The organism is Heyndrickxia camelliae, assembly GCF_002844575.1.
Taxonomy (GTDB): Bacteria; Bacillota; Bacilli; order Bacillales; family Bacillaceae_C; genus Margalitia; species Margalitia camelliae.
Genome location: NZ_PIQO01000004.1, coordinates 160,710 through 186,091 on the forward strand (window position 1 = coordinate 160,710; position 25,382 = coordinate 186,091).

The following is a 25,382-nucleotide window of genomic DNA, read 5'->3' on the forward strand; positions in this document are numbered from 1 at the left end:
ATTATTTTTATATGCCGTGTTATTTTTGAAGTAATAAAAATTAAAAACAACTACAATTTATATTCTACGAGGGAGATCATAATGGAACAATATATACTATCACTGGATCAAGGGACAACAAGCTCGCGCGCAATATTATTTGATCACAAAGGCAAAATCGTTCATAAAGCACAGAAGGAATTTACACAGATTTTCCCAAAGCCGGGATGGGTGGAGCATAATGCAAATGAAATTTGGGGTTCGATACTTGCTGTTATTGCAACCGTTCTTTCTGAATCAGGAATTAAACCAAATCAAGTTGCTGCAATTGGGATAACGAATCAGAGAGAGACAACTGTTGTTTGGGAAAAAGAAACAGGACAGCCGATATATAATGCGATTGTATGGCAATCAAGACAAACTGCCGATATTTGTGAGGACTTAAAAACAAAAGGATACAATGATTTATTCAAAGAAAAGACCGGACTATTAATCGATGCTTATTTTTCCGGTACCAAGGTTAAATGGATACTGGATCATGTAGATGGTGCACGTACAAAAGCGGAGAATGGGGAGCTATTATTTGGTACAATCGATACCTGGTTAGTTTGGAAGCTATCAGGCGGCAAAACACATGTTACCGACTATTCGAATGCATCCAGAACGCTAATGTTTAATATTTACGAATTAAAATGGGATGAAGAATTACTGGAGCTCTTAACAATACCAAAATCTTTACTCCCGGACGTTCGTCCATCATCAGAGGTTTACGCAAAAACATCCGCCTCCCATTTTTTCGGGCATGAGATTCCCATCTCAGGGATTGCAGGCGACCAGCAAGCAGCTTTATTTGGTCAGGCATGTTATCATCCTGGCATGGCGAAAAACACTTATGGCACTGGCTGCTTTATGCTCATGAATACTGGTGAACAGGCAGTTAAATCTCAACATGGTCTATTAACAACAATTGCATGGGGCATTAACGGTAAAGTGGAATATGCTTTAGAAGGCAGCATTTTTGTTGCTGGTTCTGCTATTCAATGGTTGCGAGATGGTATGCGCATGTTTAACGAGTCAAGTGATAGTGAACTATATGCTGCAAAAGTTGAATCTACGGATGGTGTGTATGTGGTGCCTGCCTTTGTTGGTCTAGGAACACCATACTGGGATAGTGATGTGCGCGGAGCGGTCTTTGGGCTGACACGAGGAACAACAAAAGAGCATTTTATTCGTGCAACACTGGAATCACTTGCCTATCAAACGAGAGATGTATTAACGGCAATGGAAGCAGACTCCGGTATTTCATTAAAAACACTTCGTGCAGACGGTGGTGCGGTAAAAAATAACTTTCTAATGGAGTTTCAAAGCAATATATTAGGGGTAAGGGTGGAGCGACCAAAAGTAAATGAAACAACGGCTCTTGGCGCTGCATTTTTAGCTGGTTTATCAGTGGGATTTTGGAGCAATCAGGAACAAATCGCTTCACAATGGCATGTTGACCGTCAATTTGAACCAGATATGACAGTGGCAAAAAGGGAAGAGCTTTATGATGGCTGGAAAAAAGCAGTTCAAGCTGCAAGAGTTTTTAAATAGAATAGAAATACTAGGCATGAGATTGAATATTCAAGGAGTACAAATAGTATTAGGAAATAGACATACTAGTTTTTAATTGTGTAGCTGATCGAAAAAGCATGAATAACGAAGTTTAATACATAAAAATATGTAACTTTGACTAAGTTACATATTTTTACTTTAAATAAGGATTCTTTATGATATAGTAAATACTACAAATGTAGTATTTGTATTCATTAAGTAATAAATTCCAGAATAACATGTTATTCAATTTGAATGGAATGTGTATATTGTCTATATGTTATATCTTATAATAGCTATTTCAACTGTTTCATTGATCTTTATCAAATGTTATGTTAATTAAATTACTACAAGTGTAGTATTTTCGGGTGATAAACAATGCATATACATTGAGTTAAACAAGAAAAATATTACAAGGGAACGATAATGGTTCCATTTCATTTCACTGTTTATTGACTATACAGAAGCGATTGTCCCTGGTGAATCACTAATGGATAGACCATGAAAATTTTGGGGAATCTATTGAATTGTGTACAACGCACTCAATTAAAGAAATAATTCTAGAAATCAAAGAAAGATCCGACTCAGATGACGGAATTATTTTTGCGTGATTGCTGTTAAAAATACTACGTTTGTAGTAATTTGATTCGAGGAGATGGAGGGAAAGTAGGTTGAATAGCAGAGTGGAAAGAAAAAAGAACAAAATTAAACCATATTTATTAACGGTATGCATCACTATGGTTGGGATTGGGGGGATAAGTTTATTCTTATTACTGCATAAAAAAGATAATAGTAGTCAAGTTCAACAAACAGCAGATACATTTATACGTATTTTGGAAAATAAAGAGTATGGAAAATTGGGAGATGTATTGGAAAAACAATCATATCAATCGGCGGGATATACGTTGAAAGATGTAATCAATAAATATGATCATATTTTTAACGGAATTAATATTCATGACATTCATGCCACTCAAATTAGATTAAAAAAGCTGAATAATGATGAGCAAGAATTATCCTATCAGTTAAGCTTTACAACTCCATTAGGAAGATTAAATAACTTACACTACCATACAAAACTAATAAGAACCGATAGTCAGTATACAGTACAGTGGAAGCCCTCATTAATTTTCCCTAGTATGGAAGGCAAAGATAAGGTAGCATTTCACCAATGGAATGCGGAACGAGGAGAAATTACCGATCATCTTGGCAATGGGCTTGCAGTCAATGCCGACTTTAAAGAGGCAGGAATTGTACCAAAAGATCTATCTCAAGGAAATGAAAAAGAAAAAAGGATACAAACCATTAGCCGTCAATTCAATATCCCTGTAAAGGAGATAAAACAGAAACTAAATCAAGGTTGGGTAAAAGATGATTTATTTGTTCCACTTACAATAATGGAAGCAAATAATGCCGAAATAGTACCTGGAATTTCCTATCAAAATACAAAACTTCGTTTTTACCCTTTAAAGGAAGCGGCAGCTAATTTATTTGGTTATATAGGGAAAGTAACAAAAGATGATTTAGATAAGCATACTGATTTAAAAGAAGGTGATATGATTGGCAAAACCGGGTTAGAAAGAGCCTTTGATCAAGAGCTAAGAGGGAAGGATGGAGGAGAGATTATTATTGTCGATGAGAGCGGGGAAAGGAAACAAGAAATTCAAAAGATTGAAAAGAGAGATGGAAAAGATATAAAACTGACCATTGATGCTTACATCCAAATGGAGGCATATAAATATTTGAAAGATAAACCTGGTGCTACTGTAGTAATGAATCCGAAAGAAGGAGGTCTCTATGCTGTAGTTAGTTCCCCATCCTATGATCCAAATAAAATGGTTCAAGGCATATCCGAGCAGGAATATAAAAAATATGCCAATGATAAGAACAAACCATTTATATCTAAATTTTCATTAGGATACGCACCCGGCTCAACATTTAAAGCGATAACCGCTAGTATTGGGCTTGATGCACATGTGACATATCCGGATAAAGTTAGAACAATAAACGGTTTAAGATGGAAAAAAGATGAATCATGGGGAGGGTATTCTGTTACTAGGGTTTCCAATGTACAAAATGTGGATATGAGAAAAGCATTAATATATTCTGATAATATTTATTTTGCTCAAGAAGCGTTAGAAATGGGAGAAAAAACCTTTAGAAATGGATTGAATAAGTTTATCTTTGGAGAGGATTTAGATTTACCAATTGCAATGAATCCAGCGCAAATATCAAATCATCAGTCCTTTAATACAGAAATTTTACTAGCAGATACGGCATACGGACAAGGAGAATTATTGATTTCCCCAATACAACAAGCAGCTATGTATACTATGTTTCAAAATGAAGGAAAAATTGTTTATCCAAGATTGCTAGATATGAAAGGTGAAAGAAAAACAAAATCTGTCATAACTAATGCAACAGCAAATGAAATGAAAAAAATTCTGAAAGAAGTGGTAAGTGATCCTAATGGAACTGCCCATTTACTCAATAATCCACAGCATAGGTTAGCTGCCAAAACTGGTACAGCCGAATTAAAAATGCAACAAGGGCAGCAAGGGGATGAGAATAGCTTTTTACTTGCTTTTGATATTTGATACGGAGCATGATTATTTTCTCCTCCTTTCACTAGTAGAACATTATAAGGCAGGAAGTTCTGCTACCCAGTTAAATAAATCATTCATTGATGAGTTATATGATTATTTGCAAAGGCAATAAATGATATCTAGTACATTTTCACCTTATCCTAGGTATATTAACGCTTTCATCAATTGGCCCTTCTTGCTATAATAAATACTACAAATGTAAAATATACGAGGAGGGCTATGATGAAAGAGATTCCTCAAATTTCCGAAGCCGAACATGAAGTGATGAAAGTAGTATGGAAATATGAACCGATATCTACTCCAGAGATAGTGGAAAAGGTATCGCAAAAAATTGATTGGAAACCAAATACTATTCAAACAATGCTAGTACGCTTAGTACGAAAAAAAGTATTACAAACAGAGAAAGAAGGCCGAGCATTTATTTACACATCTCTTGTAAAAGAGAGCGAATATGTCGAGCAAAAAAGCAAATTATTTCTAAAGCAATTTTTTGACGGTACATTAAACTCAATGGTATTAAATTTTATTGAAAATGATCAATTGTCAAAGGAAGATATTGACGAACTAAAGAGCATTTTATCTGAGAGGGATAAAAAGAAAGGAGAAAAATGATGGATGCCGTTATACTTCGATTTTTACTAAGTACTGTAGTGGTGTCCCTCCTTATCTTGGCAATCCTTGCAACAAAAAAATTATTTCATAGTCATATGTCGAAGCAAACACATTATAAAATTTGGTTATTTCTTTTTATGCCACTTATTTCTTTTATTTTCCCATGGGATTTTTTACGATGCGGAGAAATGCTTCAATATTTGAAAAGCTTCCTTTTCATGAAGAGTGATACAACATTAAATCATGAAAACCTAGGGAAATTAGATGTTTCCCACTCATCTAATAATGATATATTGCATAATTTTACGATATCTGCGAACAAGTCAACTCCAGATATTTTTTATCTTCCTTTTATGGCATTTTGGATCATTGGAATAGCTATTTTCATCGGAGTAACCATTTATGCAAATTATAAGGTCCAACAAATAAAAAAATCAGCTGTGACTATTAAGGATGAACAAATAAATGAACTGTTAGAGAAGTGTAAAGCGGTGGTGGGAGTGAAAAGAAAAATAATTTTACAAGAAAGTTCCCTTATTTCCTCACCAATTACACTTGGAATTATGCAACCTTATATATTCTTACCAACCAAAACAAAAGTAGAATTTTCGTTAAAGGATTTAAAATATGTCTTTTTACATGAATTAAGTCACCAAAAAAGCAAAGATATAGTTACTAATTATGCCATGTGGCTTTTCCAAATAATTTATTGGTTTAATCCTTTAACATGGTTGGCATTAAAAAGAATGCGGATAGATCGAGAGCTGGCTTGTGATGTTGCTGTTCTAAATCTCTTAGATGAAAGAGGATATATCGAATATGGCTATACTATTATTCAATTTGCCGATAAAAAACATAACCATGCTTTTGGTCAGTTTTCTTCAGGAATTGGAGGAACAAAGAAACAACTTAAACAAAGAATCCAAAGTATTGCTAATTATTCAGGAGATTCTCATGTTTTGAAATGGAAAGGTAAAATAATTTATACCATTTTAGGAATTGTGATGTTGTTCCTTACTTCGCTTTCCTCAGCTATAGCCAGTACAGATAATGTGTACCATTTGAAGGAGAAAAATGTAAAATATGAAGATTTGAGTGCTTATTTTAATGGCTATAGAGGCAGTTTTGTTTTATATGATGCAACAGAAAAACAATATCAAATTTTTAATCGCAAATTAAGTGAACAAAGGATTTCTCCTGACAGCACATATAAAATATATTCTGGCTTATTCGCTTTAGAGACGAACGTAATTTCTCCGAATAACAATGAACAGAAATGGGACGGAACAATCTATCCTTTTAAAAAATGGAATGAAAATCAAACGATAACAACTGCATTAGGAAATTCAGTAAATTGGTATTTTCAAAATCTTGATAATAAAGTAGGAAAAAAGCAATTACAGTATTATTTTCATAAAATAAAATATGGAAATGAGGACTTGTCTGGAGGTATAGATAATTATTGGCTAGAATCTTCATTAAAAATATCGCCAATAGAACAAGTGCAATTATTAAGTAAGTTAGATAATAATGCATTTGGCTTTAATAAGGCAAATGTTCGTACGATAAAAAAGGCAATCTTTATTAAAGGTCAAAAGCAAAAGCAACTATATGGGAAAACCGGAACTGGAACAGTAAATGGTAAAGACATAAATGGTTGGTTTATCGGCTTCGTAAAAAAAGACAATAACACTTATTATTTTGCAATTAACATTCAAAATAATAATGGAAAGGCTAATGGAGCGAAGGCTGCCGATATAGCAAAGCAAATATTACATGAAAAACATATTTTCTAATGGCAGTTCTCGGTTAGATGGTGCTTTCTTGACCATATTCTAAAAATGGCGGTCAGGAGTCGTTAGATGTGGTTAGATATTAATGAACAGTTTGGTGGATTACAAACAAATGTTCGTGGTGTGAAAAAACAAACAGTAGTAGATTAGTTGTTTAATGTACAGCTACAAATCCATACATTAGTGCAAATAGGAAAATAAATGTTAAAATAGCACCTAAAATAGTTTGATTATAAGTGCTTTTCCCATCCTTTAAGTTCTTCAAAAAAGAAGTGAAGGTTAAAAACAATAAAACTCCTAATGATGGAATTACAAACAAGAAGAAAATTAACATTAATCGACCACACCCTTACCATTTTATGTATATTACTTAAATTGTAGTATATCATAGGTTTTTAATGCATTTACGGAAACAGCCTTTCAAAAAGTAACACCCAAAAGAGTACGACTCTTTTGGGATAATTTTTAAGTTAATTACTACAATTGTAGTATTTTGGAGGGGGTGATAAAACCCATCTATATTGCAAGAAAAATTTATTAGAATCACAAAATATTTGAAGGAGTGATCATGTTGAAAAATTTAAAGGTGCTAAAAATCGGGTTGTGTGTTGGACTACTAGGTATAAGTCTCTTCGCAGGCGGATCTATACTAACGGAAGCAAAGGACAAAGTAATCCAAACAAAAACTACAGAACACGCAATAAATCAAAAGTTCGTTCACCTTGAGAAAAAATTTGATGCACGACTCGGTGTCTATGCTATTGACACTGGAACAAAACGAACTATAGCATATCGATCTGACGAACGATTTGCTTACGCTTCCACCTATAAGGTACTTGCAGCAGGCGTTGTGCTACAGCAAAATTCAATTGACCGTCTCGACGAAGTTATCCATTACAGCAAAGATGACCTTGTTTCATACTCGCCAATTACAGAACAGCATGTTGATACCGGGATGACTCTAAAGGAAATCTGCGATGCGGCCATTCGTTATAGCGATAATACAGCAGGGAACCTTCTGTTAGAGAAATTAGGCGGGCCAAAAGGTTTCGAAAAATCATTACGTGAGATTGGCGATACTATCACCAGATCTGATCGTTTTGAAACGGAGTTAAATGAAGCAACACCAGGAGATTTACGAGATACAAGCACTCCTAAGGCACTTGCGAAAAGCCTTAAAGCTTTTACAGTCACTAATGTACTCCCAAGCGACAAACGTAGGATTCTTACTGATTGGATGCGCGGCAACACTACCGGTGACAAACTTATTCGCGCAGGTGCACCTAAAGGCTGGGCGGTAGGAGATAAATCAGGAGCAGGAAGCTACGGAACTAGAAATGACATTGCTATTGTATGGCCGCCTCATAAAAAGCCAATTATTATTGCAATTTTGTCCAGTCACAAAACAAAGGATGCAACTTATAACGATGAACTTATAGAGAATGCAGCTAAAGTAGCTCTCAATGCTTTTAAGTGATTTATAAATGATCACGTAGAGGCGACTTTAAATAGCAGTGTATTATAGTTTTAGAAAATTAATATAATAGTAAGCATAAAGATATTATGTAAACTAAGGTATGAAGTGCAAATGAATTGAATTAGAAGTAACAATAGTAAAACTATGAAAGAAACCGGGAAAGAAAATAAATTTTTATAGCGTATAGTTTAATAATCAAATCTATTTTGAGAAAAACTATATGGATTGATAAATTAAATTGTATAACGAAAAAAATTTTAGGTGCAGTTCAAAAATTTTATTCTGTCTCATTATTTAAAGTAATCTTTTGATATGAGACAGAATTCTTTATTTATACGTTGCTTCCTATAATATATATTATGTAAACTAGAATTTTTTGCGTTATATAAAGGGCTATCCCCTATAGTTCCTATAATATCTATACTTGTGAAGGTTCCTTCGGTACTTTACTGATAATTTTTTGGATTATTCATGTGAACGATATCCTTCTTTTTGAACTTGAGAAAAATTACTCATCGCATAAGATTGGCACTTATGAATATAATTTAAAGCAATTTTTATCCTTTTTAGAGGATCATACGTGTTCCACAGAGCTTTGCTATTATCAAAGCCCAAGTTTACCGGTTTATTTAGCACCAACTAGGAAACGGCAAACAACAGCCACGATCCATCAATCGGAAAATTTCTTGTTTAAAATCTTTCACCAAATACTTGATACAAATGGCATTGAAATACCATATACATAAAAAACACCACTTTATCTTTTTGCGGTGTTTTTCTTTAAAATATATAATTTCTTACTAAACTAAGGCATCCTTTAGTTTAGTAAGAGATTTTTTTACAATCTATCTTGATGTAACTTCAAATGGAAAAGCATAGAACACTAGAGGATTTCGTTGGGAATAATTATTTTTCAGTTGCTGTAATTCCCATTGAAATAGAAATTCTGTTCCAACTGTTAATTTGATTAATTATAAGAACAAGATCAACATACTGTTTTTCGTCATAATGTTTCCGAACTCTATGATAAAGCTCTTCAGGAACTCGTTTTGTTGGAATTAAGGTCACATGCTCTGTCAACTCTAAAGCTACTTTTTCTGCTTCTGTATAGAATTCACACTCTTGCCAAGCACTAACACAGTATATTCTTTGTTCTGTTTCACCCATTTTTCGAGCATCTGCTGTATGCATATTCAAACAATATGCACAGCCGTTTATTTGAGAAGCCCGAATTTTTATAAGTTCACGAAGTTTACGGTCGATTCCTGTAGTTTTCGTATACTTTTCCATTTCCCTCATTATTTTAAGTGCTTCTGGTGCTACATTGTAATAATCAATTCGTTGTTCCAACTTTATTTCCTCCTTTTCCCCTTTAAAATGAAATTCAGATGCTAATCATGGACTATATTAATCGCCGATTAATATAGTCCATGATATATGTTGTAATTATTTTTGTCAATTTATATGATATATCCAAAAGATATTTCTTTAATTTGACTAACACTCGAAATACTCATAAGATACAATTTGTAACCCCTTAAATTTAAAAGCAGGTGAGTTTATATGCAATATAGTGTCGGAGTTGAATATGCTTTACATTGTCTGGTTTATTTAATTGATGCTCCTTCCAATGAAAGTATTGGGATAAAAGATTTGGCAGAATTTCAAGGACTTTCTGAGACATTTCTTTCCAAGGTTTTCAGTAAATTATCTAAGGCAAACATTGTAATTTCAGTCCCTGGTGTAAAGGGCGGATATAGGTTATCTAAGCCCCCGGAAGATATTTCCTTTTGGGATGTAATTGAAGCAGTTGAAGGACCTAAGCCTATTTTTCAATGTAAAAATATTAAAGACAATGGATATTTGTACAGAGAAGGTTGTTGTTCAGCACCATCTTCTTGCACCATCAATTTGGTTATGCTCTCTGCGGAAAAACAAATGCGTGATTACTTGCGTAAGAAAACACTGGCATGGTTAAATGAAGAGCTTGATCGTGACTTGTCCAAACAAGTACGCGAAGAGACACGGAAATATTTTTCGAAGAGCAACAAATAAAAAAGCCTCTCGTAAAATTCCAAAATCAAAAGGAATTTAGAGAGGTTTTTCCTTGTTCAAGGTAAATGTATCTTTAAATTTTCTATTAATAACTACACTACATCCTTAACTATCCTGCCCCTTTTGTCGAATAAAAAAGCCACCAGATTGGTAGCAGGATCTTTAACACTCTTCCACCCGTTAGTTCAATGCTTTAGGAGAACCAACAACAAAACTTTTCAGGTTGTCTCTAAAACCATTAATGGACATTCCTACACGCCACCAGTTTACGGCGCAGAAATATAGGTAGTTAGTTAAATACATTATTTATTTCATTTTGCTAACAGGGACTTTAAATAGGAATAACAGTCCTACAATCATTAGTACTGAGAGTCCGTAGGCTAATAATGGCTTTTTATAATGGAGCCGTATAAAAGGCATTTGCACAAGATAAAAAATTACAGACCACCCGAAATTCCAACCATTATGGTAACTCATTAAACCCATTTTGTGGTTTACTAACTCTACGAAAGATAAAAGGGTCACCCAGAAAATGATCCAGGCAACCTGTTTTGCCCATCCAATTGGATACCGTCCTAAATATATAAATACAATAGATGGATAAGAAAGAAACGTTACAAGCAGGTTGTTAAGAGTATGATTCGGAATAATATCAGTAGGATCATATTCCCACATCGGATAATTATATGTAAGAAAGTTATATAACAAGTCCAGTAGAATAACAAAGAGAAAGGTGGACTGATACTTCTCCCAATTCCTCCAATCTCCCCAACGCCATGCTGCAAGAATCCATAACATCATGCGAAAAATAATGTACATTTGCACCATCCTATTAAGAATAAAAACTAGCCATTATATTATGGCTTATTTTTATTCGAAATATTAGTTCCGATTCGCGAGTATTCTCAGTATTTTATAGTATGTTACTTTTGAGGTTTACACTTGCATCTATGGTTGTATTTTATCTCGTAAGGATATTTTTGAAGCAAAAAGACTGATAGTCATTCGGCACTCAATTACAAAATTTTGCCGTTTTACTACCGGATTCCGTGTCTTCCCCAATTATTATGCGAACAATATCCCCTTTTTTTCGTTGATTTTAGAAGCCGTTTCTATTCCACCTTTCCGAAAGATTCATTTGATAGGTTGATTTAATCAGTATTCTTAAAGTAATAGCCTCGTCCTTTTGTAAAGAAAGAAAATGTTCGAGATTCCGTCATGAATTTCGAATTAATCGACTAAAACATAAACTATATTCAGTATTCCAAAATCTATCTGCTTTCATATCTTCCACTATTTTTTCAAAAAGCGGAATAATTTTTTCTGATTTTTCCACAGAGTTAACTTGTACAAACGTATTCTCATCACTTCTACCTTTCTCTGTACAAGGATAGATTTGAATAATATAAGGTTGCTTGTAAAAATAAGTATTAAGTGCTATTTCTACAAACCAGTGTGTTGCATATGGGTAGTAAGTATACCCATCATTTACAAATTTCATTTTATCTTTTTCTCCCATTGGGACAAGTGCATAAGCTATTTATTTTGTTCCTTTTCTTCTATGTTTTTGTCGTTTAGCTCGCTTTAATAAATCATATCTATTCCCCAATTTATTCTTTAATCTTTTTTTCATTATTATCTCCCCTATAACAATATTTTATTATTAATTTTAACAGTACTGTTAAGATTAATAATGTGTTGATTTTATTTTGTAAACACTGATAACTTAATTCCATTAGGGGAAATATTTTTTTGAAGAAAGGTTGCTTTTAATAATCAACCTGTTTACAGTTTCATTAGTGCATCAAAGTTTAATTTGGTTTCGCTTCCATTCAATAGAGTTCGGGAGCAATAATACCCATAGCCTCTTCAACGTTAGACTTTGAAAGATTGTATTCAGGCACCACTTTTTTACATGCAGTAAATCCCACTAATATTTCCTAGAAGGAAGTTGAGTTGGACATCCTGTTTTTAATTTAACCTTTTTTTATCTTTACTTGTTATTTCAATTTTATAATGGTCATCTTTAATAACTTTATTAATTATTGGAGAGGAAAGAAATTCACGAATTTCTTGTTCGATAACTTTTGCTTTTTCTTTTGCACTTGGATTATCTCTCAGAATGTCTAATTGAACATATAATCTAACATTGTCATTAATGGAAGAACCAAAGGAATTAATAGGATATTCTTTGTAATTGAGTAATACTTCATTAAGAGTAGAAATAATATCCGTCCACCTATCTTTCCTTTCCAGATTATCAATCTTAAATGTATTAAATGATATTTTAAAAGTTCCTACATCAAAAGCGTCTCCAACCTCTTTTACTATTTGAATAATGTCATTTTTTCTTGTTTTATAATCTCTTTCGGGAATAACTAACGTTAATTCTGCTGGTTTTGGTTTTGTCTGGTATTGATTGTATTTTGTATCAAATCCTGCTTCTGCCATTTTCTTCGATATTTCTATAATAAAATCACTATTTTCTAAAGGATAATCTGTTACGTTTTTGATTACTTTAGAACCACTATATTTTTTCACCTTTATTTCAATATTACTATATCCTTGTTGTTGAATATACTGCTTAGCGGCTTTCTCTACTTCCTTCTTTTGCTCAGAATATTGTTTTGGATCTATAGATACAGAGATGGTGTTTTTAGTTTGGGATAGCCCTTTAATGGTATAACCTTGCTTTATTAAGTGATTCATTAATGATTCAACAATTGGTCCTCTGTTAAAAACATTATGGAACAATGGCATTTTTGAAACTATTGAAGCAATCGTTGGTGAAACAAAAGAAGAACCTACAAAAAGTCCAATAAAAATAATAGCAGCTGAAAACCAAAGAGTGATATACTTTTTTCTATTTCCCTTTTTCTTTAATGATTGATTGTTCATTTCTTGCTCTGCTTGTATAAACCCCTCCATAATTCTTCTATTTAGTTCTTTAGGCAGTTCAATAGAATTTATTTCCTTACGAATTGGATTATGCTCCATATATATCCTCCTTTTTGATATACTGTTTAAGTTTCCCCAAGGCACGATATGTAATGGTTTTTACAGTACTTAACGGTAAAGACATAAACAAAGAAATCTCTTGAAATGTATATTCCTGAAAATATTTTAATAAGATTACTGTTTTTTCCGTTTCATTTAACTTTTCTAAAATATCATTAAGCGACAACATAAGTGGTACATCAACTTTTGTATTCAAAATGTCCTGATGTTTTTCTAAATCTGTAGATTCAATTGCTACAATCTTGTTACTTCTTCTTAATAAATCTAAGGAGCAATTTATTGTAATTTTTAACAACCATGTTTTAAAATATTTCTTTTCTTTCAATGTATCAATGTTCTTGAGACATTTATAAGCAACATCTTGTACTATATCTAAGGCATCCTCGCTGTTTTTTACGTAAGTGAATGCCATGCGATATATATCTTGTTGGTATTCTTGAAATAGTAAAATTAATTCTTCCTTGCCTAATTTTGAATTTGTTTTAGCTTTCTCCCGTATTTTACGTGACAGAATAATCGCCCCCCTTTCTTACATCTATATTTATTAGACGGTAAACTGTTGTATTTGGCCGGAGCTTTTTATCTTTTCTTTTATTCCATTAAAGAACCCCATTTGTTAAATAAAAGACCTGATAGACTTTGAATATATAAAGAAGAAATAAATATCTTTAGAAGAATTACATATATAGGAGGAAAAAATACTCAGGGGATGGCAGTGAATTATATACCTTCTGGGACCATTATTACAATTGAAGTGTTAATAATAATTATTTTAAGCTTTCGTTGGGGGTTAATAATAATAATAATTCACAGCATTATAAATCAGATTCGTATTTTCAATAGGTACATTGCTCTCTTGAGTAAGATTAAAAATGTTATTAAATACATTTCTAAAAAATTATGATTATTAAAGGCAATAACAAAAAGCTGTTCCATTTAGGTACAGTTTTTTGTTATTTGGCTTTAAAAAGTGCATTATAATATTTTTACTCTATCAGTAAACTTCTCCTTTACTCAAGGACCGAAAAAAGCCGACTATTAGGCAGCTTATATCTTTTGACATACTAATGACAGTGTTATAAAAACAACTATTCTTTAAAGATAAAACCAATAGATTTGTCTTTTCCACCATACCATTTATCAGCTATTTCGTCTGTGGTTAAAGTGAATAAATCTTTTACAAAATTCCATTCCGCTTTATTTTCCGAGTCAGGCTCAAAACTTAACATTGTTTCTTGTAAGGTTTCGTTTTTTTGATAAAGTGCAGTCATTGAGGCCTGTATAAGAACTCTTCCTAATTTTTGTTGATCCAATTCTCCTATTTTCATATTTATCCCTCATTTCTTCTATAAACTTTCTTCAAAAGGTAGGAAAGTTCCTTTTTCAGGAAAGTTATTCTCACACAAACCTTACCCTTTACTTTATAAGAATATTTAAATTAGCTCCAAGTGTCTTGGGGAATTCTAACGTACAAGCTGAGTTTTTTCTGCAATTTCTTTAGCAGGTCTCCCTCCCTCCTGCTTTTCGCTACATCATGCAAGAAATTAGCAGGTTCTTTGCTTCGTACAACACTTTCTAATGCCATGTAAGAGTATTAATTTATTACTTCCCTTTTTTCTTTCACAATAAATTGCAGGGAAACTTGTTTACCATTCATATGTGATATAATTTCTTGCAAGTTGGAAGTATATTTGGTTTCAAGCCAATCTCGTATGTAAAAAAAGCCCTTCCTTCTGAAAGAGCTTTATTCAATCATTTAATTAAACCAAATTGTTTTTTCTTCAGCAGGTACTCGCTCTGCTTTTATATTAAATTCTTGTTTCGGATAGCCTATATACACGAGTCCGATAATTTTGTCGTTTTCCTCAAGCTGAAGATATTTATTTAATTCAGGTTCATAGGCAATATCCCCGGTTCTTGCAATTGTTGCCAAGCCTTTTTCTGTAGCAAGAAGCAATAGATTTTGCATGGCACAGCCAGTTGCAACGACTTCTTCTATTTCTGGAACTTTTCCGCTTGGACTTGCTGCCATAATAATGAGAACAGGCGCTCTTAGCGGACCTTTTCTGGATTTTTCAATTTTTTTCTGTGCCTCTTCCTCACTCAATCCTTTTGTTTTTTCTTGCATGATTCTGGCCATTTCATTCCCTAATTTAACACGGCCATCCCCTTTTATAACGCGAAATTTCCATGGTTCTGTTTTTTTATGGTTTGGTGCCCATGTTGCCGCTTCGAGTAACTCATTAATCACTTCATCCGGTACATCTTTTTCCTCTACGGCACCGATTGAGCGACGTGATTTGATTAAATCCATTAATTCCATTTACCATCGACTCCTTTGTAAAAACAACATAATTTGAGTATAGAATAAGGAAAATTATTATTCAAATAATTTGAAATTCATTTCATTAAATATTAGGATGCATTTACATGCGCATTTAGTGCCTTTTCCCTGCCTATTTTTCCAAGCATGAAAGGCATATAGTGATTGATAATGTATACTGCTGGCACTGAAATGAAAGCAGCAATTAGTGTATACAAGATTCCTTTTACCACCGGAATATTGACTAAATTACTATAATCTAATATATATTTTTGCATCACTACACTGATTAAAAAGAAAATGATTTTTTGATGCAATGCTAAATAAATGAGTGAATTCTTCCCAACATATTGAAGAGCCTTACTTCTTTTAATATGCTTAATTCCTGTCATAAATGCCCCTATTCCGGAAATAGCAGCTACATAAAATAGAAAGATATTTCCTAAACTACTATTGTAAAAATCCACCCTATCTCCTGTAAAAACATAATTTACATAACCTGTTATAACATTGATGATCAAGAAAAAGATAAATGTGTTGAAATGCAAATATCTATCCAATTTATCTTGATAGACCTTATAGAAGAACCCTAGTCCATAAAATCCTACACTAATCAACGCAATATCAAAACCCCAAGGCAGTGGTTGTCCGTGCATTTTATTATAAATACAACCAATTACAGATAACAGAATTAAAAAGAAGCTTATCCGCTTATTGGTTCTGCCAAATTTTGTAACTAAATAAAAGAGTAGCTCTGTACAAAATAAACAAGCAACGAACCATAATGCACCGCTATGAACCGTCCAAATTGATTTTCTAATATCAATAAACGTTCCAATCAATGGCGTAAATAAATCATGGTTATAGTCTACTTCGCCATAATGATAGACAACTAAAAACCATAAATAGGCCAGGAATGAAAAACAAAGATATGGAAAAATTAATGACTTTGTTCTTTTGATGAAAAATACTTTTAAGTTAGAGAACTTTTCCATTTTAAATAAGTACCCTGACAAAAAGAAAAAAAGTGGCATATGGAAAGTATAAATATATGTTTTAAGGAATATTGGAATATCAGCATGTCCCAGCATGACAAGAAGCATTCCCAATCCTTTTCCTGCATCTAACCAGTCTAATCTTTTTTTCATACTATAATCCCCCTCTCTTCTACTAATATGATTTGAGGTAATACAAGAAAATCAACCATTAAACTATAATATATTTCTCTTAAATAAATCTTAAGACTGTCATGCATTGAGTTATATCGTCTGTGAATAATAAATCATAATAGTTCGTTAACCAAATAAAATTTAAAGGGGAGTTTTAATTGAAGAATATGTTAAATAAAGGCTTAGCACTAGGCCTTGGATTAGCAGCTGTTAGCAAGGAACAAGCCCAAAAAGTTGTGGATGAGTTGGTAAAAAAAGGTGAACTCAGTCGAGATGAGTCAGTTGAATTAGTCGAAAAACTATTGCAAAGAGGTATAGAAACACAACAAGAATTAGACAATTTGATTACGAAAAAAGCACGTGAACTCGTAAGTAAATGGGATTTAGCGACCAAAGAGGATATTCAACGCTTGGAAAAGCGCATCGACCAGATTGACAATAAAATGAATTCGGTTGAATAATAGACGTATATTGGTTGTTGCGATAAAGGAGTGAGTTTCCATTTTTGAAAAAAGAGTTCGTCACCTCGGTCGTTACCGTGATATTGTTACAGCTTTTGCGCGCAATGGTTTCGGTTTCATAATTAAGGATCTGGGGCTTTTTGAATTTCTATCCTTACCGAAAAGATTATTTCAGGATGGCCGTCAAGAGATGAATTCCAAGTCTATTGGGGAACGTATCCGGCTTATTTTAGAAGAATTAGGTCCAACCTTTATAAAAATGGGGCAGATTGCTAGTACAAGACCCGATCTTATACCCGCAGAAGTTCTTATAGAATTGGAAAAGTTACAAGATGATGTCCCTCCTTTCCCATTTGAAGAAGTCGAGCGAATCATTAAAGAAGAGCTTGGAGGCTCCATCGATACTCTGTTTAAAGAATTTCAAGAAACTCCTCTTGCTGCGGCCTCTATCGGACAAGTTCATTACGCGGTATTGAAATCCAATGAGCGAGTCGCGGTGAAGATTCAACGTCCTAATATCTATAAAGTCATCCAAACCGATTTAGAAATTTTACAAGACTTAGTACAGTTAGCAGTTCAGCGATTGGATTGGGCTTCCCGCTATCCATTGACAGAGATAGTGGAAGAGTTTTCTAAATCTCTCCAAGCAGAATTGAATTATGCGATTGAAGCTCGAAATACGGAGAGAGTATCAAAACAATTTGAAAGCGATGCAACTGTACATATTCCAAAAGTATTTTGGGATTTATCTTCGCAAAAAATTTTAACGTTGGAATTTATGGAAGGCATTAAGTTAAATAATGTGAATACGCTTGATAGTTTAGGAATTAATCGGAAAATTTTAGCGGAACGATTCGTTCAATCGATATTCCATCAGATATTAATAGAGGGATTTTTTCATGGAGATCCACATCCCGGTAATATATTGGCCCAGCCAGGTGAAGTGATTATTTTTTTAGATTTTGGAATGGTTGGCCGTCTTAGGGAAGAAATGAAGACCCATATAGCCACTTTAATTATTGCAATGATGCGCAAAAATACTGAAGGAGTGATAAAAGCTGTCACCAGGATGGGATTAATTCCTGAAGACATAGATATGAAGCAGTTAACGAAAGATGTGGATGATTTAAAGGAAAAGTATTTGGATGTACCTTTAAGTCAGGTGAGTCTCGGAGAATCAATCAATGATTTGTTTTCCATTGCCTACCAGCATCGCATTCAAATCCCTGTAGATTTAACTTTATTGGGAAAAACACTTCTGACTATGGAAGGTACCGTGGAAATGTTGGACCCTGAAATCAGCGTTATGAATATTGCGGAACCCTTTGGCCGCAAATTATTGAAAGAGCGGCTAAGACCAAAAAAAGTAGCGGAAAATGCAGCAAATTATTTATTTGAATATGGTGAAATTCTGACACAGCTTCCCAAGCATATTCAAGATTTAACCTCCACGATCAAAAAAGGCAAATTGCGAATGGAAGTAACCGTACCAGAGCTCGAGCAGTTCTTAAAAAAGCTAGATCGAATTAGCAGCCGATTATCATTCAGTATAGTATTGCTTTCTTTCAGTATTATCATGGTGGGCCTTATAATCGGATCGGCATTAAATAAACAATCTACCCTTCTTTGGAATATCCCAGCAACCGAAATCGGATTCATAATAGCTATTTTAATGTTCCTGTGGCTTCTCTTTTCCATTTTTAAAAAATAGGGTGCCAGGCACCACTCGTGGACAAATGGAGATTTTGTCCGTCCTATGTGGACAATGGAAAACTGTCCATCAGAGGCGGACAAAGTTGTGAAATGTCCACGTCTGGTGCCTGGCACCTCTTTTATTTTTTATTAAATCCTTGTTTGGTAACGAAGTCTTTCATATAGGTCCTTGTAGGGACTTTAAATTTTGCTGCCATTTGACTCGTCCATGTATCATCACGTTTTCCATTTGTGCGTTCTTTATAATATTGTTGAATGATTTTGTTATAATCCTCTAATTGTTTTTTCAATAAGGATGAGTCTGATTGATATTCATCTTCATGATAAATATGTTCAAATGGCAAACGCGGTTTCTTCGATGATTGATTTAATGGATAGCCAATAGTCATCGCAAACACCGGTACCACCAAGGATGGGATATGTAATATTTTCGACACTTCCTCCAGGTTATTGCGTAAGCCACCAATATAACAAATACCTAATCCTAAAGATTCTGCAGCTAATGCAGCATTTTGTGCAGCTAGTGCGGCATCGATGATGGCAACCATAAAGGATTCTGTCGTTTCCAATGCAGGATAAATATCTACGTTCTCCATTTCTGCGATAAGTTCATGGCGATGAAGATCCGCACAAAATATAAGCAGATGGCCATTATTTTCTACATATTCATTACCGGATAGCTGTGCCAACTTTTTCTTTTTCGCTTTATCCTTTACGCCAATAATCGTGTATGCTTGTACAAAGCTCGAAGTTGCAGCAGATTGGGCACTTTCTACAATTGCCCTGATTTGTTCATCAGTTAGTGGACGATCTTCAAAATGTCGAATAGAACGATGATTTTGTATTAATTCAATAAATTCATTCAATCTCTATCACTCCTTTTTATCCATAACCACAATGGCCCTAAAATTCAGATTCAAAGTATAATTTTTAATATAGCTACTTCTCTCTTTAAAATCAATTTAAAGGGCTTAGAATTTATAAAAATACAAATAAATAGAACTTATATACTGATTTTGTGATTACAAAAACGGATGGAACATTATAATATAATTTGATCCGCATGGCGGTCTTCTTCAACGCTTTGCGGATCTTAATAGACATTTAAAGTATTGTATATAACAGTTTTTACAATTCCTGAATCTATGAAGAAGTTTTAATCTATACTTGACTGTAGACATAAATACCATGACTCCGAATTCATCAAATTTTTCCTGTACATGCTAGTGATTTTGATTAATTCTCGTTCGTGTTTTAAAATTCTAGATTATTTTCGATAACGTTACCTAAAAAAGTAAAAGAACGCCGAAATCTCACGGCGTTCCTTGTTTTCTCTTTACATTTTTATTATTTTCCATCCACCACTTCTTTTAATATCTCATAAGATCGTTTTTGTTTGTCTGGGTCGTAGATATAAGACACTGCCATAATTTCATTTACGTTGAAATAGTCTTGGAAATTGGTTAATTGGCGACGTATAGTCTCTTTACTTCCCATAAAAGTCATACTGGACATGGACTGTGACATTTCTGCTTCCATTGGTGTCCAAAGATGGTCCATCGTATCTACTGGCGGTTGCAGTTTAATCTGAGAACCTCGTACAACATTAAGGAAAAATTGTTTCATCGTCGTAGATAAATGCTTTGCTTCTTCATCTGTTTCAGCTGCTATTACATTTAGGCAAACCATCATATATGGTTTATCTAAATACGCAGATGGCTTGAATTCCATACGATAGATTGAAATAGCTTCTTCCATAAATCTTGGCGCAAAATGCGAAGCGAATACATAAGGTAATCCGAGTCGTGCTGCTAAATGAGCAGAATCTGTTGAAGAACCTAAAACATAAATAGGTATATTCGTTCCGACCCCTGGGTACGCTTTGACATAACCTTGCTCGTCTTCTGGTCCAAAATACGTAAGGAGAGCCTGAATATCATCAGGGAAGGTAAAGACTGTATCAGCTTGAGCGCGTCTTAAAGCGTTGGCTGTTTGCATATCTGTACCGGGTGCACGGCCAAGTCCTAGGTCTACACGACCTGGATAAATGGTAGCCATCGTCCCAAATTGTTCAGCCACGACCAATGGAGAATGATTTGGCAACATGACTCCGCCGGAACCTACTTTAATGTGACTAGTATGCTCTAATGTATGTTTTATTAAAATCGATGTCGCTGAGCTAACAAGCGTCGAGGTATTATGATGTTCTGCGATCCAGTATCGTGTATACCCCATTTTTTCAACGGCTTGAGCAAGATCTACCATAGAATCAATAGCTTCCTTAGACGTCTGGCCTTCGCGAATGGGTGCTAAATTTAATACCGATACAGGTATATGAATATTTGTCATCCTCTATTTTCCTTTCAAATGTAGAATAATTCTATAGTAACAAGAGGCCATTATAAAACCAACTTATATGCTTGGAAATTGTAGTAAAGTAATTTTATAGAAAAAGACTGTCAAATTGACAGTCACTCGATATACATTACTTTCCGTTTCTCTCTTCTGTACTCTGGATGGAAACATTTTTTGGTATTCTCGGATAGGATGCTTTGTTTTCGTCATCAGGTCCCGTAAGATCATTTCCTTGGTCTAATACCTCTTTTGAAAATTCAAAGGAATGTCGCTCTGTCATTTTGCTTCACCTCCAATGATTAGGATGGTTCATTGGGGGTATATTTATGATTGTTTTAAATAATTGAAAATGCATTTTCCGATTTGCGCCATGGTTTGTTTGGCTAGTCTATTCTCAACATCTTTTGAAAGTACAACAATATTCATCGTGCGGTTGCCAACGTATAAAACTCCAATATCATGGTGAATACCTGTTACCCAACCTGTTTTATTGGCAAATTCCCATTCTGATTTCGTGCCAATTATATCCGATTCCATTTCTGGAAATTGTTCTGGCAGGCAATCCCGAAATTGCTGTTTTTTCATGATGTCAATCATTTGTTCACATGCATATTGGGAAATAATAGAACCAGAGGTTAACTTATGAAGCAAAATCGCCATGTCACCAGCAGTTATTTTATTTCTTCCCTTTGTCTTAACTGGAACGGTCATAAGCTTATTATAAAAGCAGCTATTTTTCATTCCGATTTCCGACATGGTCTCTTGAATTTTTTCCACTCCTACTAAGTCAATTAATACATTCGTTGCTGTATTATCACTTTGGATAATCATCAGAGTCAGATAATCATAAATGGTAAGACTTATTCCTGGAGTCATATGTTGAAGAATCCCAGATCCCCCAACTAAATCTTCCCTTTTTAAAACAATTTTGTCGCTTAGATGAAATTGTCCTTGGTCATATGCAGAAAAAACCGCAGCCATGATAGGCACTTTGATAATACTTGCTGCAAAGAAATCCTCCTTTTCATTCCATGACCAATGTTGCTTTTTATCCAAGTCCTCCAAGCAAATCCCCCATGTTCCACCAGTGCGATGGAGAATGTCTTGAATCTCATTCATTAACAATTCCATCTCCCTTACCCCCTATTTTTATGGATGTAACTGATTATTTATTTCTTCCATTGTCTTCCCAATAGACTCATGAATAACATAGGTATCCTGACCGAAATCGTATGGTGTTTCGCCTTTATTGATTATAATTAGCGGAACACCTTGCCGCCTATATTGAGGAAATGTAGAAAACGGAGCAACGAGCAGGCTTGTACCTAATACCAGTACAAAATCCGCTTCTTGCATGTATCGTAGGATCGTTTGAATTCCTGCCATCGAAAACCATGTACCAGTATCCCCAAATAATACTACATCCGGTTTGATATACTGTTCGAGTTTGTTATTCGCAATACAGTTGTTGCATATATAAAAATCTTCCATGGTTTCCATGCGAGACAGCATTTCATCTGTAGAATAATTTTTTCCGCAATTTAAGCATGTAGCAGTCTTCATCGTCCCATGAAATTCAATCACGTTCTTGCTGCCTGCTCTTTGGTGGAGACCATCTATATTTTGCGTAATAATGGTTGCTACTTTTCCCTCTTGCTCCCATTTGGCAAGTATCTCATGTCCCTTATTGGGTACAGCTTCCGGATGATAAAGATTTTCGATAGCGAATTGGTAAAACTCTTTTGGATGCTGATAAAAATAGTCAAGGGAAAGAATGTACTCCGGTGCTAAGGAATAAATTCCCGTTTTCGAACGAAAATCTTTAATACCAGATTCTGTACTAATTCCTGCACCAGTTAAAACGACTATCTTTTTAGCATTGCGAATAAGGTTTGTACAAGTATCCATTGTATTGGCAGACATGTTGCTAATCACTCCAGATTTTTTCTTCATTTATATGTATCATATGATGATATGTTGGACCAATAGATCAAAATATCGATTTAGATTCATGTTCCTTTATTTAGGTAAAATCCCCCTAATATAAAAATACTATGAAAAAAACTGTTTTACTCCATATAACAGAACATGCGTCCTCTAATGAGAAGAATTTCAGCGTTTTTATCAAATATAACGCCAACGTTGAACCCGCTACTCACACAATAAAAAAAGGAACGTATCCACATTCCTTTTACCCCGTTAATTTGTAGTTTTCATTTTCTTTCTTTCCATATTTACAAGTGCAAGTAAGCCAGCCCCGATTAACCCAACAAATAGATTTAGAGTGACAAGTTCAAAATGTCCTGATGCTATACTATAAGCAGTTCCAAAAATGGAATATAGCATCACCATAATATAAAAACCCATCATCGCTTTAACCATGATAACCTCTCCCTTATCCCTTTGTTGTACAATTTGCTGTAACCGTTTTCTAAATTGTAACAAATAATTCACAAAATGTACATAAAAAATTTGCTTTTTGTACATTTTTATCTTAAGTAAGATATCCTTATAGATTTATCTTACCTTCCACAATTTAGCTTACTCCAAATAAGTATGCTTTGAGTGAAGCGGTTCCTCTATTCCAAGATTGTTATCCGTTTAACTATATAGATATACATAACCATTCCATTTTTAGTCACACTATTATGGAAGGTGTTACACCGATTTTAATGTTTTATTACCGCTCTCTATTCTAAAACGACCTTTTAAGAAATTACTTATCTTTATTATTCAGGAAATCTTGGTCAATCAGTACTTGTTATAACGGGAGAAAAGGATAGAACTCGTATCTATTCAGTTTTTAGTTTGATTGCTATTATATGAATGATAAATAAGTGTAGTTTTTTCTAAAAAGTAAAAGTCAAAAATGAATCTTCTTAGAAGGAGCCATTCACTTGAAACAGAATCTTTGTGAGAATATACAGAGTTATTCCCTACCTTTTGAAAGTAAATTAGATTTAAGAAAACTTGTTGAACAAATGGAGGATTCAACAATTGTATTGTTAGGAGAATCCTCTCACGGTACTTCGGAATTTTATAAAGTCCGTTCTGAAATTACAAAAATGCTGATTGAAGAAAAGGGATTTTCATTTATTGCTGTTGAAGGTGATTGGCCATCTTGTCAAGCTGTTAACCGATTTATTAAGGGATATGATTCAGAAGCTTCGGCAAAGGAAGTTCTTTCCCATTTTGAGAGATGGCCAACATGGATGTGGGCCAATGAAGAGATAATGGAACTAGTGGATTGGTTACAGAAACATAATCAAACCAAAGCAAAAAACAAGCAGGTTGGTTTTTATGGTTTAGATGTTTATAGTATGTGGGAATCAATGGACGAGATTCTCAGGTACTTTGAAGAATCCGGTTTAACTGAAGAATATAATGCTGCAAAAAAAGCATTTGCTTGTTTTGAGCATTTCCAAAAGGATTCTGAAAAATATGCTGTATCTGCCGCATTTTTCTCAGAGGGTTGTGCAGACGAGGTAGTAACCATACTTAAGGAAATCCAAACCAATAAACATAAATACACCGATGAGTTTGAAAATAGCTTAAACCTCGAAATAAATGCCTTAGTGGCTGCTAATGCTGAAAAATATTATCGAACAGTGGTTATTAGTGATATTGAATCCTGGAATATTAGGGACCGGCATATGGTTTCTGCATTAAATAAGATTAGAAACTTCTATGGAAAAGATGCAAAGGTTATTATTTGGGAACATAATACACATGTTGGCGATGCACGTGCTACAGATATGATAAACGATGGTATGGTAAACGTTGGACAGCTGATTCGTGAACAAGAAAATAGTGAGAATGTATATATTGTCGGCTTTGGCACATATGAAGGAACGGTGATTGCCTCAAGCGAGTGGGGACTGAATATAGAGAGGATGCAGGTGCCTCCTGCACAAGAAAATAGTTGGGAAGATATGCTCCATCGTGCTGGAGCGTATGATAAAATGTTGATCTTCAATGACCAAAATCGGCGATTTTTTAATGAAACCATTGGCCATCGGGCAATTGGTGTTGTGTACCATCCTGAATATGAAATGTATGGGAATTATGTTCCCTCCAACATTTCGGAAAGATATGATGCTTTCATCTTTATTGATCATTCAAATGCATTGCATCCTCTTAATATGAAAACCATCCATATCTAACGTTTTCAAAGTAAAAAAACAAGCTGATCATTCATCAAGCTTGTTTTTTCACTTTTGTTCTTCAT

General features: G+C 34.1%; 23 protein-coding genes. 9 read left to right on the forward strand and 14 right to left on the reverse strand.

All coding sequences use genetic code 11. From position 1 onward, the window contains the following. The first annotated feature begins 81 nt into the window (after positions 1-81). From glpK to bla, 5 genes are all read left to right on the forward strand, one after another. On the forward strand, positions 82-1,572 hold the full coding sequence (glpK, locus tag CWO92_RS07900; protein WP_101353672.1) for a glycerol kinase GlpK: 1,491 nt from the start codon (positions 82-84) through the stop codon (positions 1,570-1,572). Between the two features lie 671 nt (positions 1,573-2,243). Then, positions 2,244-4,169, forward strand: a complete 1,926-nt coding sequence (gene pbp4, locus CWO92_RS07905) for a penicillin-binding protein PBP4(5) (protein WP_101353673.1) — start codon at positions 2,244-2,246, stop codon at positions 4,167-4,169. A gap of 231 nt (positions 4,170-4,400) precedes the next feature. Then, positions 4,401-4,790, forward strand: a complete 390-nt coding sequence (locus CWO92_RS07910) for a BlaI/MecI/CopY family transcriptional regulator (protein ID WP_101353674.1) — start codon at positions 4,401-4,403, stop codon at positions 4,788-4,790. Continuing rightward, positions 4,790-6,586 carry a BlaR1 family beta-lactam sensor/signal transducer gene (locus CWO92_RS07915; protein ID WP_207767786.1) on the forward strand — a complete coding sequence of 599 codons (1,797 nt, stop codon included), beginning with the start codon at positions 4,790-4,792 and terminating at the stop codon, positions 6,584-6,586. The genes CWO92_RS07910 and CWO92_RS07915 overlap by 1 nt, the downstream gene beginning before the upstream one ends. A gap of 565 nt (positions 6,587-7,151) precedes the next feature. Then, positions 7,152-8,060 (forward strand): class A beta-lactamase, encoded by a 909-nt coding sequence (bla, locus tag CWO92_RS07925; RefSeq protein ID WP_101353677.1) that lies wholly within the window; start codon positions 7,152-7,154, stop codon positions 8,058-8,060. Positions 8,061-8,966: 906 nt separating this feature from the next. On the opposite strand, the gene CWO92_RS07935 is transcribed toward bla, so the two are convergent. Continuing rightward, a complete protein-coding gene (locus tag CWO92_RS07935; protein WP_101353679.1) occupies positions 8,967-9,410 on the reverse strand; it encodes a carboxymuconolactone decarboxylase family protein in 444 nt (147 codons plus the stop codon). A 213-nt stretch (positions 9,411-9,623) separates the two neighbouring features. Between CWO92_RS07935 and CWO92_RS07940 the strand changes: the two genes are divergently transcribed. Continuing rightward, positions 9,624-10,115 carry an RrF2 family transcriptional regulator gene (locus CWO92_RS07940; protein ID WP_101353680.1) on the forward strand — a complete coding sequence of 164 codons (492 nt, stop codon included), beginning with the start codon at positions 9,624-9,626 and terminating at the stop codon, positions 10,113-10,115. Positions 10,116-10,421: 306 nt separating this feature from the next. Here CWO92_RS07940 and CWO92_RS07945 read toward each other — a convergent pair whose 3' ends face one another. The 7 genes from CWO92_RS07945 to CWO92_RS07975 form a co-directional block, all read right to left on the reverse strand. Continuing rightward, positions 10,422-10,934 (reverse strand): CBO0543 family protein, encoded by a 513-nt coding sequence (locus tag CWO92_RS07945; RefSeq protein WP_101353681.1) that lies wholly within the window; start codon positions 10,932-10,934, stop codon positions 10,422-10,424. 397 nt (positions 10,935-11,331) lie between these two features. After that, a complete protein-coding gene (locus tag CWO92_RS07950; protein WP_101353682.1) occupies positions 11,332-11,616 on the reverse strand; it encodes a hypothetical protein in 285 nt (94 codons plus the stop codon). A 470-nt stretch (positions 11,617-12,086) separates the two neighbouring features. Then, positions 12,087-13,112, reverse strand: a complete 1,026-nt coding sequence (locus tag CWO92_RS07955; RefSeq protein ID WP_101353683.1) for a DUF4179 domain-containing protein — start codon at positions 13,110-13,112, stop codon at positions 12,087-12,089. Continuing rightward, a complete protein-coding gene (locus tag CWO92_RS07960; protein ID WP_321207786.1) occupies positions 13,102-13,650 on the reverse strand; it encodes an RNA polymerase sigma factor in 549 nt (182 codons plus the stop codon). The genes CWO92_RS07955 and CWO92_RS07960 overlap by 11 nt, the downstream gene beginning before the upstream one ends. Before the next feature lie 571 nt (positions 13,651-14,221). After that, positions 14,222-14,461: a hypothetical protein gene (locus CWO92_RS07965; RefSeq protein ID WP_101353685.1), complete on the reverse strand. Its 240-nt coding sequence runs from the start codon at positions 14,459-14,461 to the stop codon at positions 14,222-14,224. A 428-nt stretch (positions 14,462-14,889) separates the two neighbouring features. After that, positions 14,890-15,456: a nitroreductase family protein gene (locus CWO92_RS07970; protein WP_101353686.1), complete on the reverse strand. Its 567-nt coding sequence runs from the start codon at positions 15,454-15,456 to the stop codon at positions 14,890-14,892. 92 nt (positions 15,457-15,548) lie between these two features. After that, a complete protein-coding gene (locus CWO92_RS07975; RefSeq protein WP_101353687.1) occupies positions 15,549-16,604 on the reverse strand; it encodes an acyltransferase family protein in 1,056 nt (351 codons plus the stop codon). 188 nt (positions 16,605-16,792) lie between these two features. Between CWO92_RS07975 and CWO92_RS07980 the strand changes: the two genes are divergently transcribed. Both CWO92_RS07980 and CWO92_RS07985 read left to right on the forward strand, forming a co-directional pair. Continuing rightward, a complete protein-coding gene (locus CWO92_RS07980; RefSeq protein ID WP_235851585.1) occupies positions 16,793-17,086 on the forward strand; it encodes a phasin family protein in 294 nt (97 codons plus the stop codon). A gap of 40 nt (positions 17,087-17,126) precedes the next feature. Further along, positions 17,127-18,797, forward strand: a complete 1,671-nt coding sequence (locus CWO92_RS07985; RefSeq protein ID WP_101353689.1) for an ABC1 kinase family protein — start codon at positions 17,127-17,129, stop codon at positions 18,795-18,797. Positions 18,798-18,918: 121 nt separating this feature from the next. On the opposite strand, the gene nfsA is transcribed toward CWO92_RS07985, so the two are convergent. From nfsA to CWO92_RS08010, 6 genes are all read right to left on the reverse strand, one after another. Beyond that, positions 18,919-19,665, reverse strand: coding sequence for an oxygen-insensitive NADPH nitroreductase (gene nfsA / locus CWO92_RS07990; protein WP_101353690.1), 747 nt, complete (start codon positions 19,663-19,665; stop codon positions 18,919-18,921). Positions 19,666-20,146: 481 nt separating this feature from the next. Then, positions 20,147-21,148, reverse strand: a complete 1,002-nt coding sequence (locus tag CWO92_RS07995) for an LLM class flavin-dependent oxidoreductase (protein WP_101353691.1) — start codon at positions 21,146-21,148, stop codon at positions 20,147-20,149. Positions 21,149-21,284: 136 nt separating this feature from the next. Beyond that, a complete protein-coding gene (locus CWO92_RS25310) occupies positions 21,285-21,434 on the reverse strand; it encodes a hypothetical protein (protein WP_165786636.1) in 150 nt (49 codons plus the stop codon). A 44-nt stretch (positions 21,435-21,478) separates the two neighbouring features. After that, entirely contained in the window at positions 21,479-22,285 is an 807-nt protein-coding gene (locus CWO92_RS08000) for a serine hydrolase (RefSeq protein ID WP_101353692.1), read from the reverse strand. Positions 22,286-22,303: 18 nt separating this feature from the next. Continuing rightward, a complete protein-coding gene (locus tag CWO92_RS08005) occupies positions 22,304-23,077 on the reverse strand; it encodes an NAD-dependent protein deacylase (protein WP_165786637.1) in 774 nt (257 codons plus the stop codon). Between the two features lie 276 nt (positions 23,078-23,353). After that, positions 23,354-23,536, reverse strand: coding sequence for a hypothetical protein (locus CWO92_RS08010; RefSeq protein WP_101353694.1), 183 nt, complete (start codon positions 23,534-23,536; stop codon positions 23,354-23,356). A 515-nt stretch (positions 23,537-24,051) separates the two neighbouring features. On the opposite strand from CWO92_RS08010, the gene CWO92_RS08015 reads away from it, so the two are divergent. Next, the gene (locus CWO92_RS08015; RefSeq protein ID WP_235851577.1) at positions 24,052-25,317 is read left to right on the forward strand and encodes an erythromycin esterase family protein; all 1,266 of its coding nucleotides are present in this window, start codon (positions 24,052-24,054) and stop codon (positions 25,315-25,317) included. The last annotated feature ends 65 nt before the right edge of the window (positions 25,318-25,382 follow it).

Coding starts and splice junctions, on each gene's coding strand:
- CWO92_RS07975 (WP_101353687.1), bottom strand. CDS start 16,604: ATGAAAAAAAGATTAGACTGGTTAGATGCAGGAAAAGGATTGGGAATG.
- CWO92_RS08005 (WP_165786637.1), bottom strand. CDS start 23,077: ATGTCTGCCAATACAATGGATACTTGTACAAACCTTATTCGCAATGCT.
- CWO92_RS07995 (WP_101353691.1), bottom strand. CDS start 21,148: ATGACAAATATTCATATACCTGTATCGGTATTAAATTTAGCACCCATT.
- CWO92_RS07910 (WP_101353674.1), top strand. CDS start 4,401: ATGAAAGAGATTCCTCAAATTTCCGAAGCCGAACATGAAGTGATGAAA.
- glpK (WP_101353672.1), top strand. CDS start 82: ATGGAACAATATATACTATCACTGGATCAAGGGACAACAAGCTCGCGC.
- CWO92_RS07980 (WP_235851585.1), top strand. CDS start 16,793: ATGTTAAATAAAGGCTTAGCACTAGGCCTTGGATTAGCAGCTGTTAGC.
- CWO92_RS25310 (WP_165786636.1), bottom strand. CDS start 21,434: ATGACAGAGCGACATTCCTTTGAATTTTCAAAAGAGGTATTAGACCAA.
- CWO92_RS07945 (WP_101353681.1), bottom strand. CDS start 10,934: ATGTACATTATTTTTCGCATGATGTTATGGATTCTTGCAGCATGGCGT.
- CWO92_RS08000 (WP_101353692.1), bottom strand. CDS start 22,285: ATGGAATTGTTAATGAATGAGATTCAAGACATTCTCCATCGCACTGGT.
- CWO92_RS07970 (WP_101353686.1), bottom strand. CDS start 15,456: ATGGAATTAATGGATTTAATCAAATCACGTCGCTCAATCGGTGCCGTA.
- bla (WP_101353677.1), top strand. CDS start 7,152: ATGTTGAAAAATTTAAAGGTGCTAAAAATCGGGTTGTGTGTTGGACTA.
- CWO92_RS08010 (WP_101353694.1), bottom strand. CDS start 23,536: ATGGTTAAAGCGATGATGGGTTTTTATATTATGGTGATGCTATATTCC.
- CWO92_RS07940 (WP_101353680.1), top strand. CDS start 9,624: ATGCAATATAGTGTCGGAGTTGAATATGCTTTACATTGTCTGGTTTAT.
- CWO92_RS07955 (WP_101353683.1), bottom strand. CDS start 13,112: ATGGAGCATAATCCAATTCGTAAGGAAATAAATTCTATTGAACTGCCT.
- CWO92_RS07915 (WP_207767786.1), top strand. CDS start 4,790: ATGGATGCCGTTATACTTCGATTTTTACTAAGTACTGTAGTGGTGTCC.
- CWO92_RS07950 (WP_101353682.1), bottom strand. CDS start 11,616: ATGAAATTTGTAAATGATGGGTATACTTACTACCCATATGCAACACAC.
- CWO92_RS07965 (WP_101353685.1), bottom strand. CDS start 14,461: ATGAAAATAGGAGAATTGGATCAACAAAAATTAGGAAGAGTTCTTATA.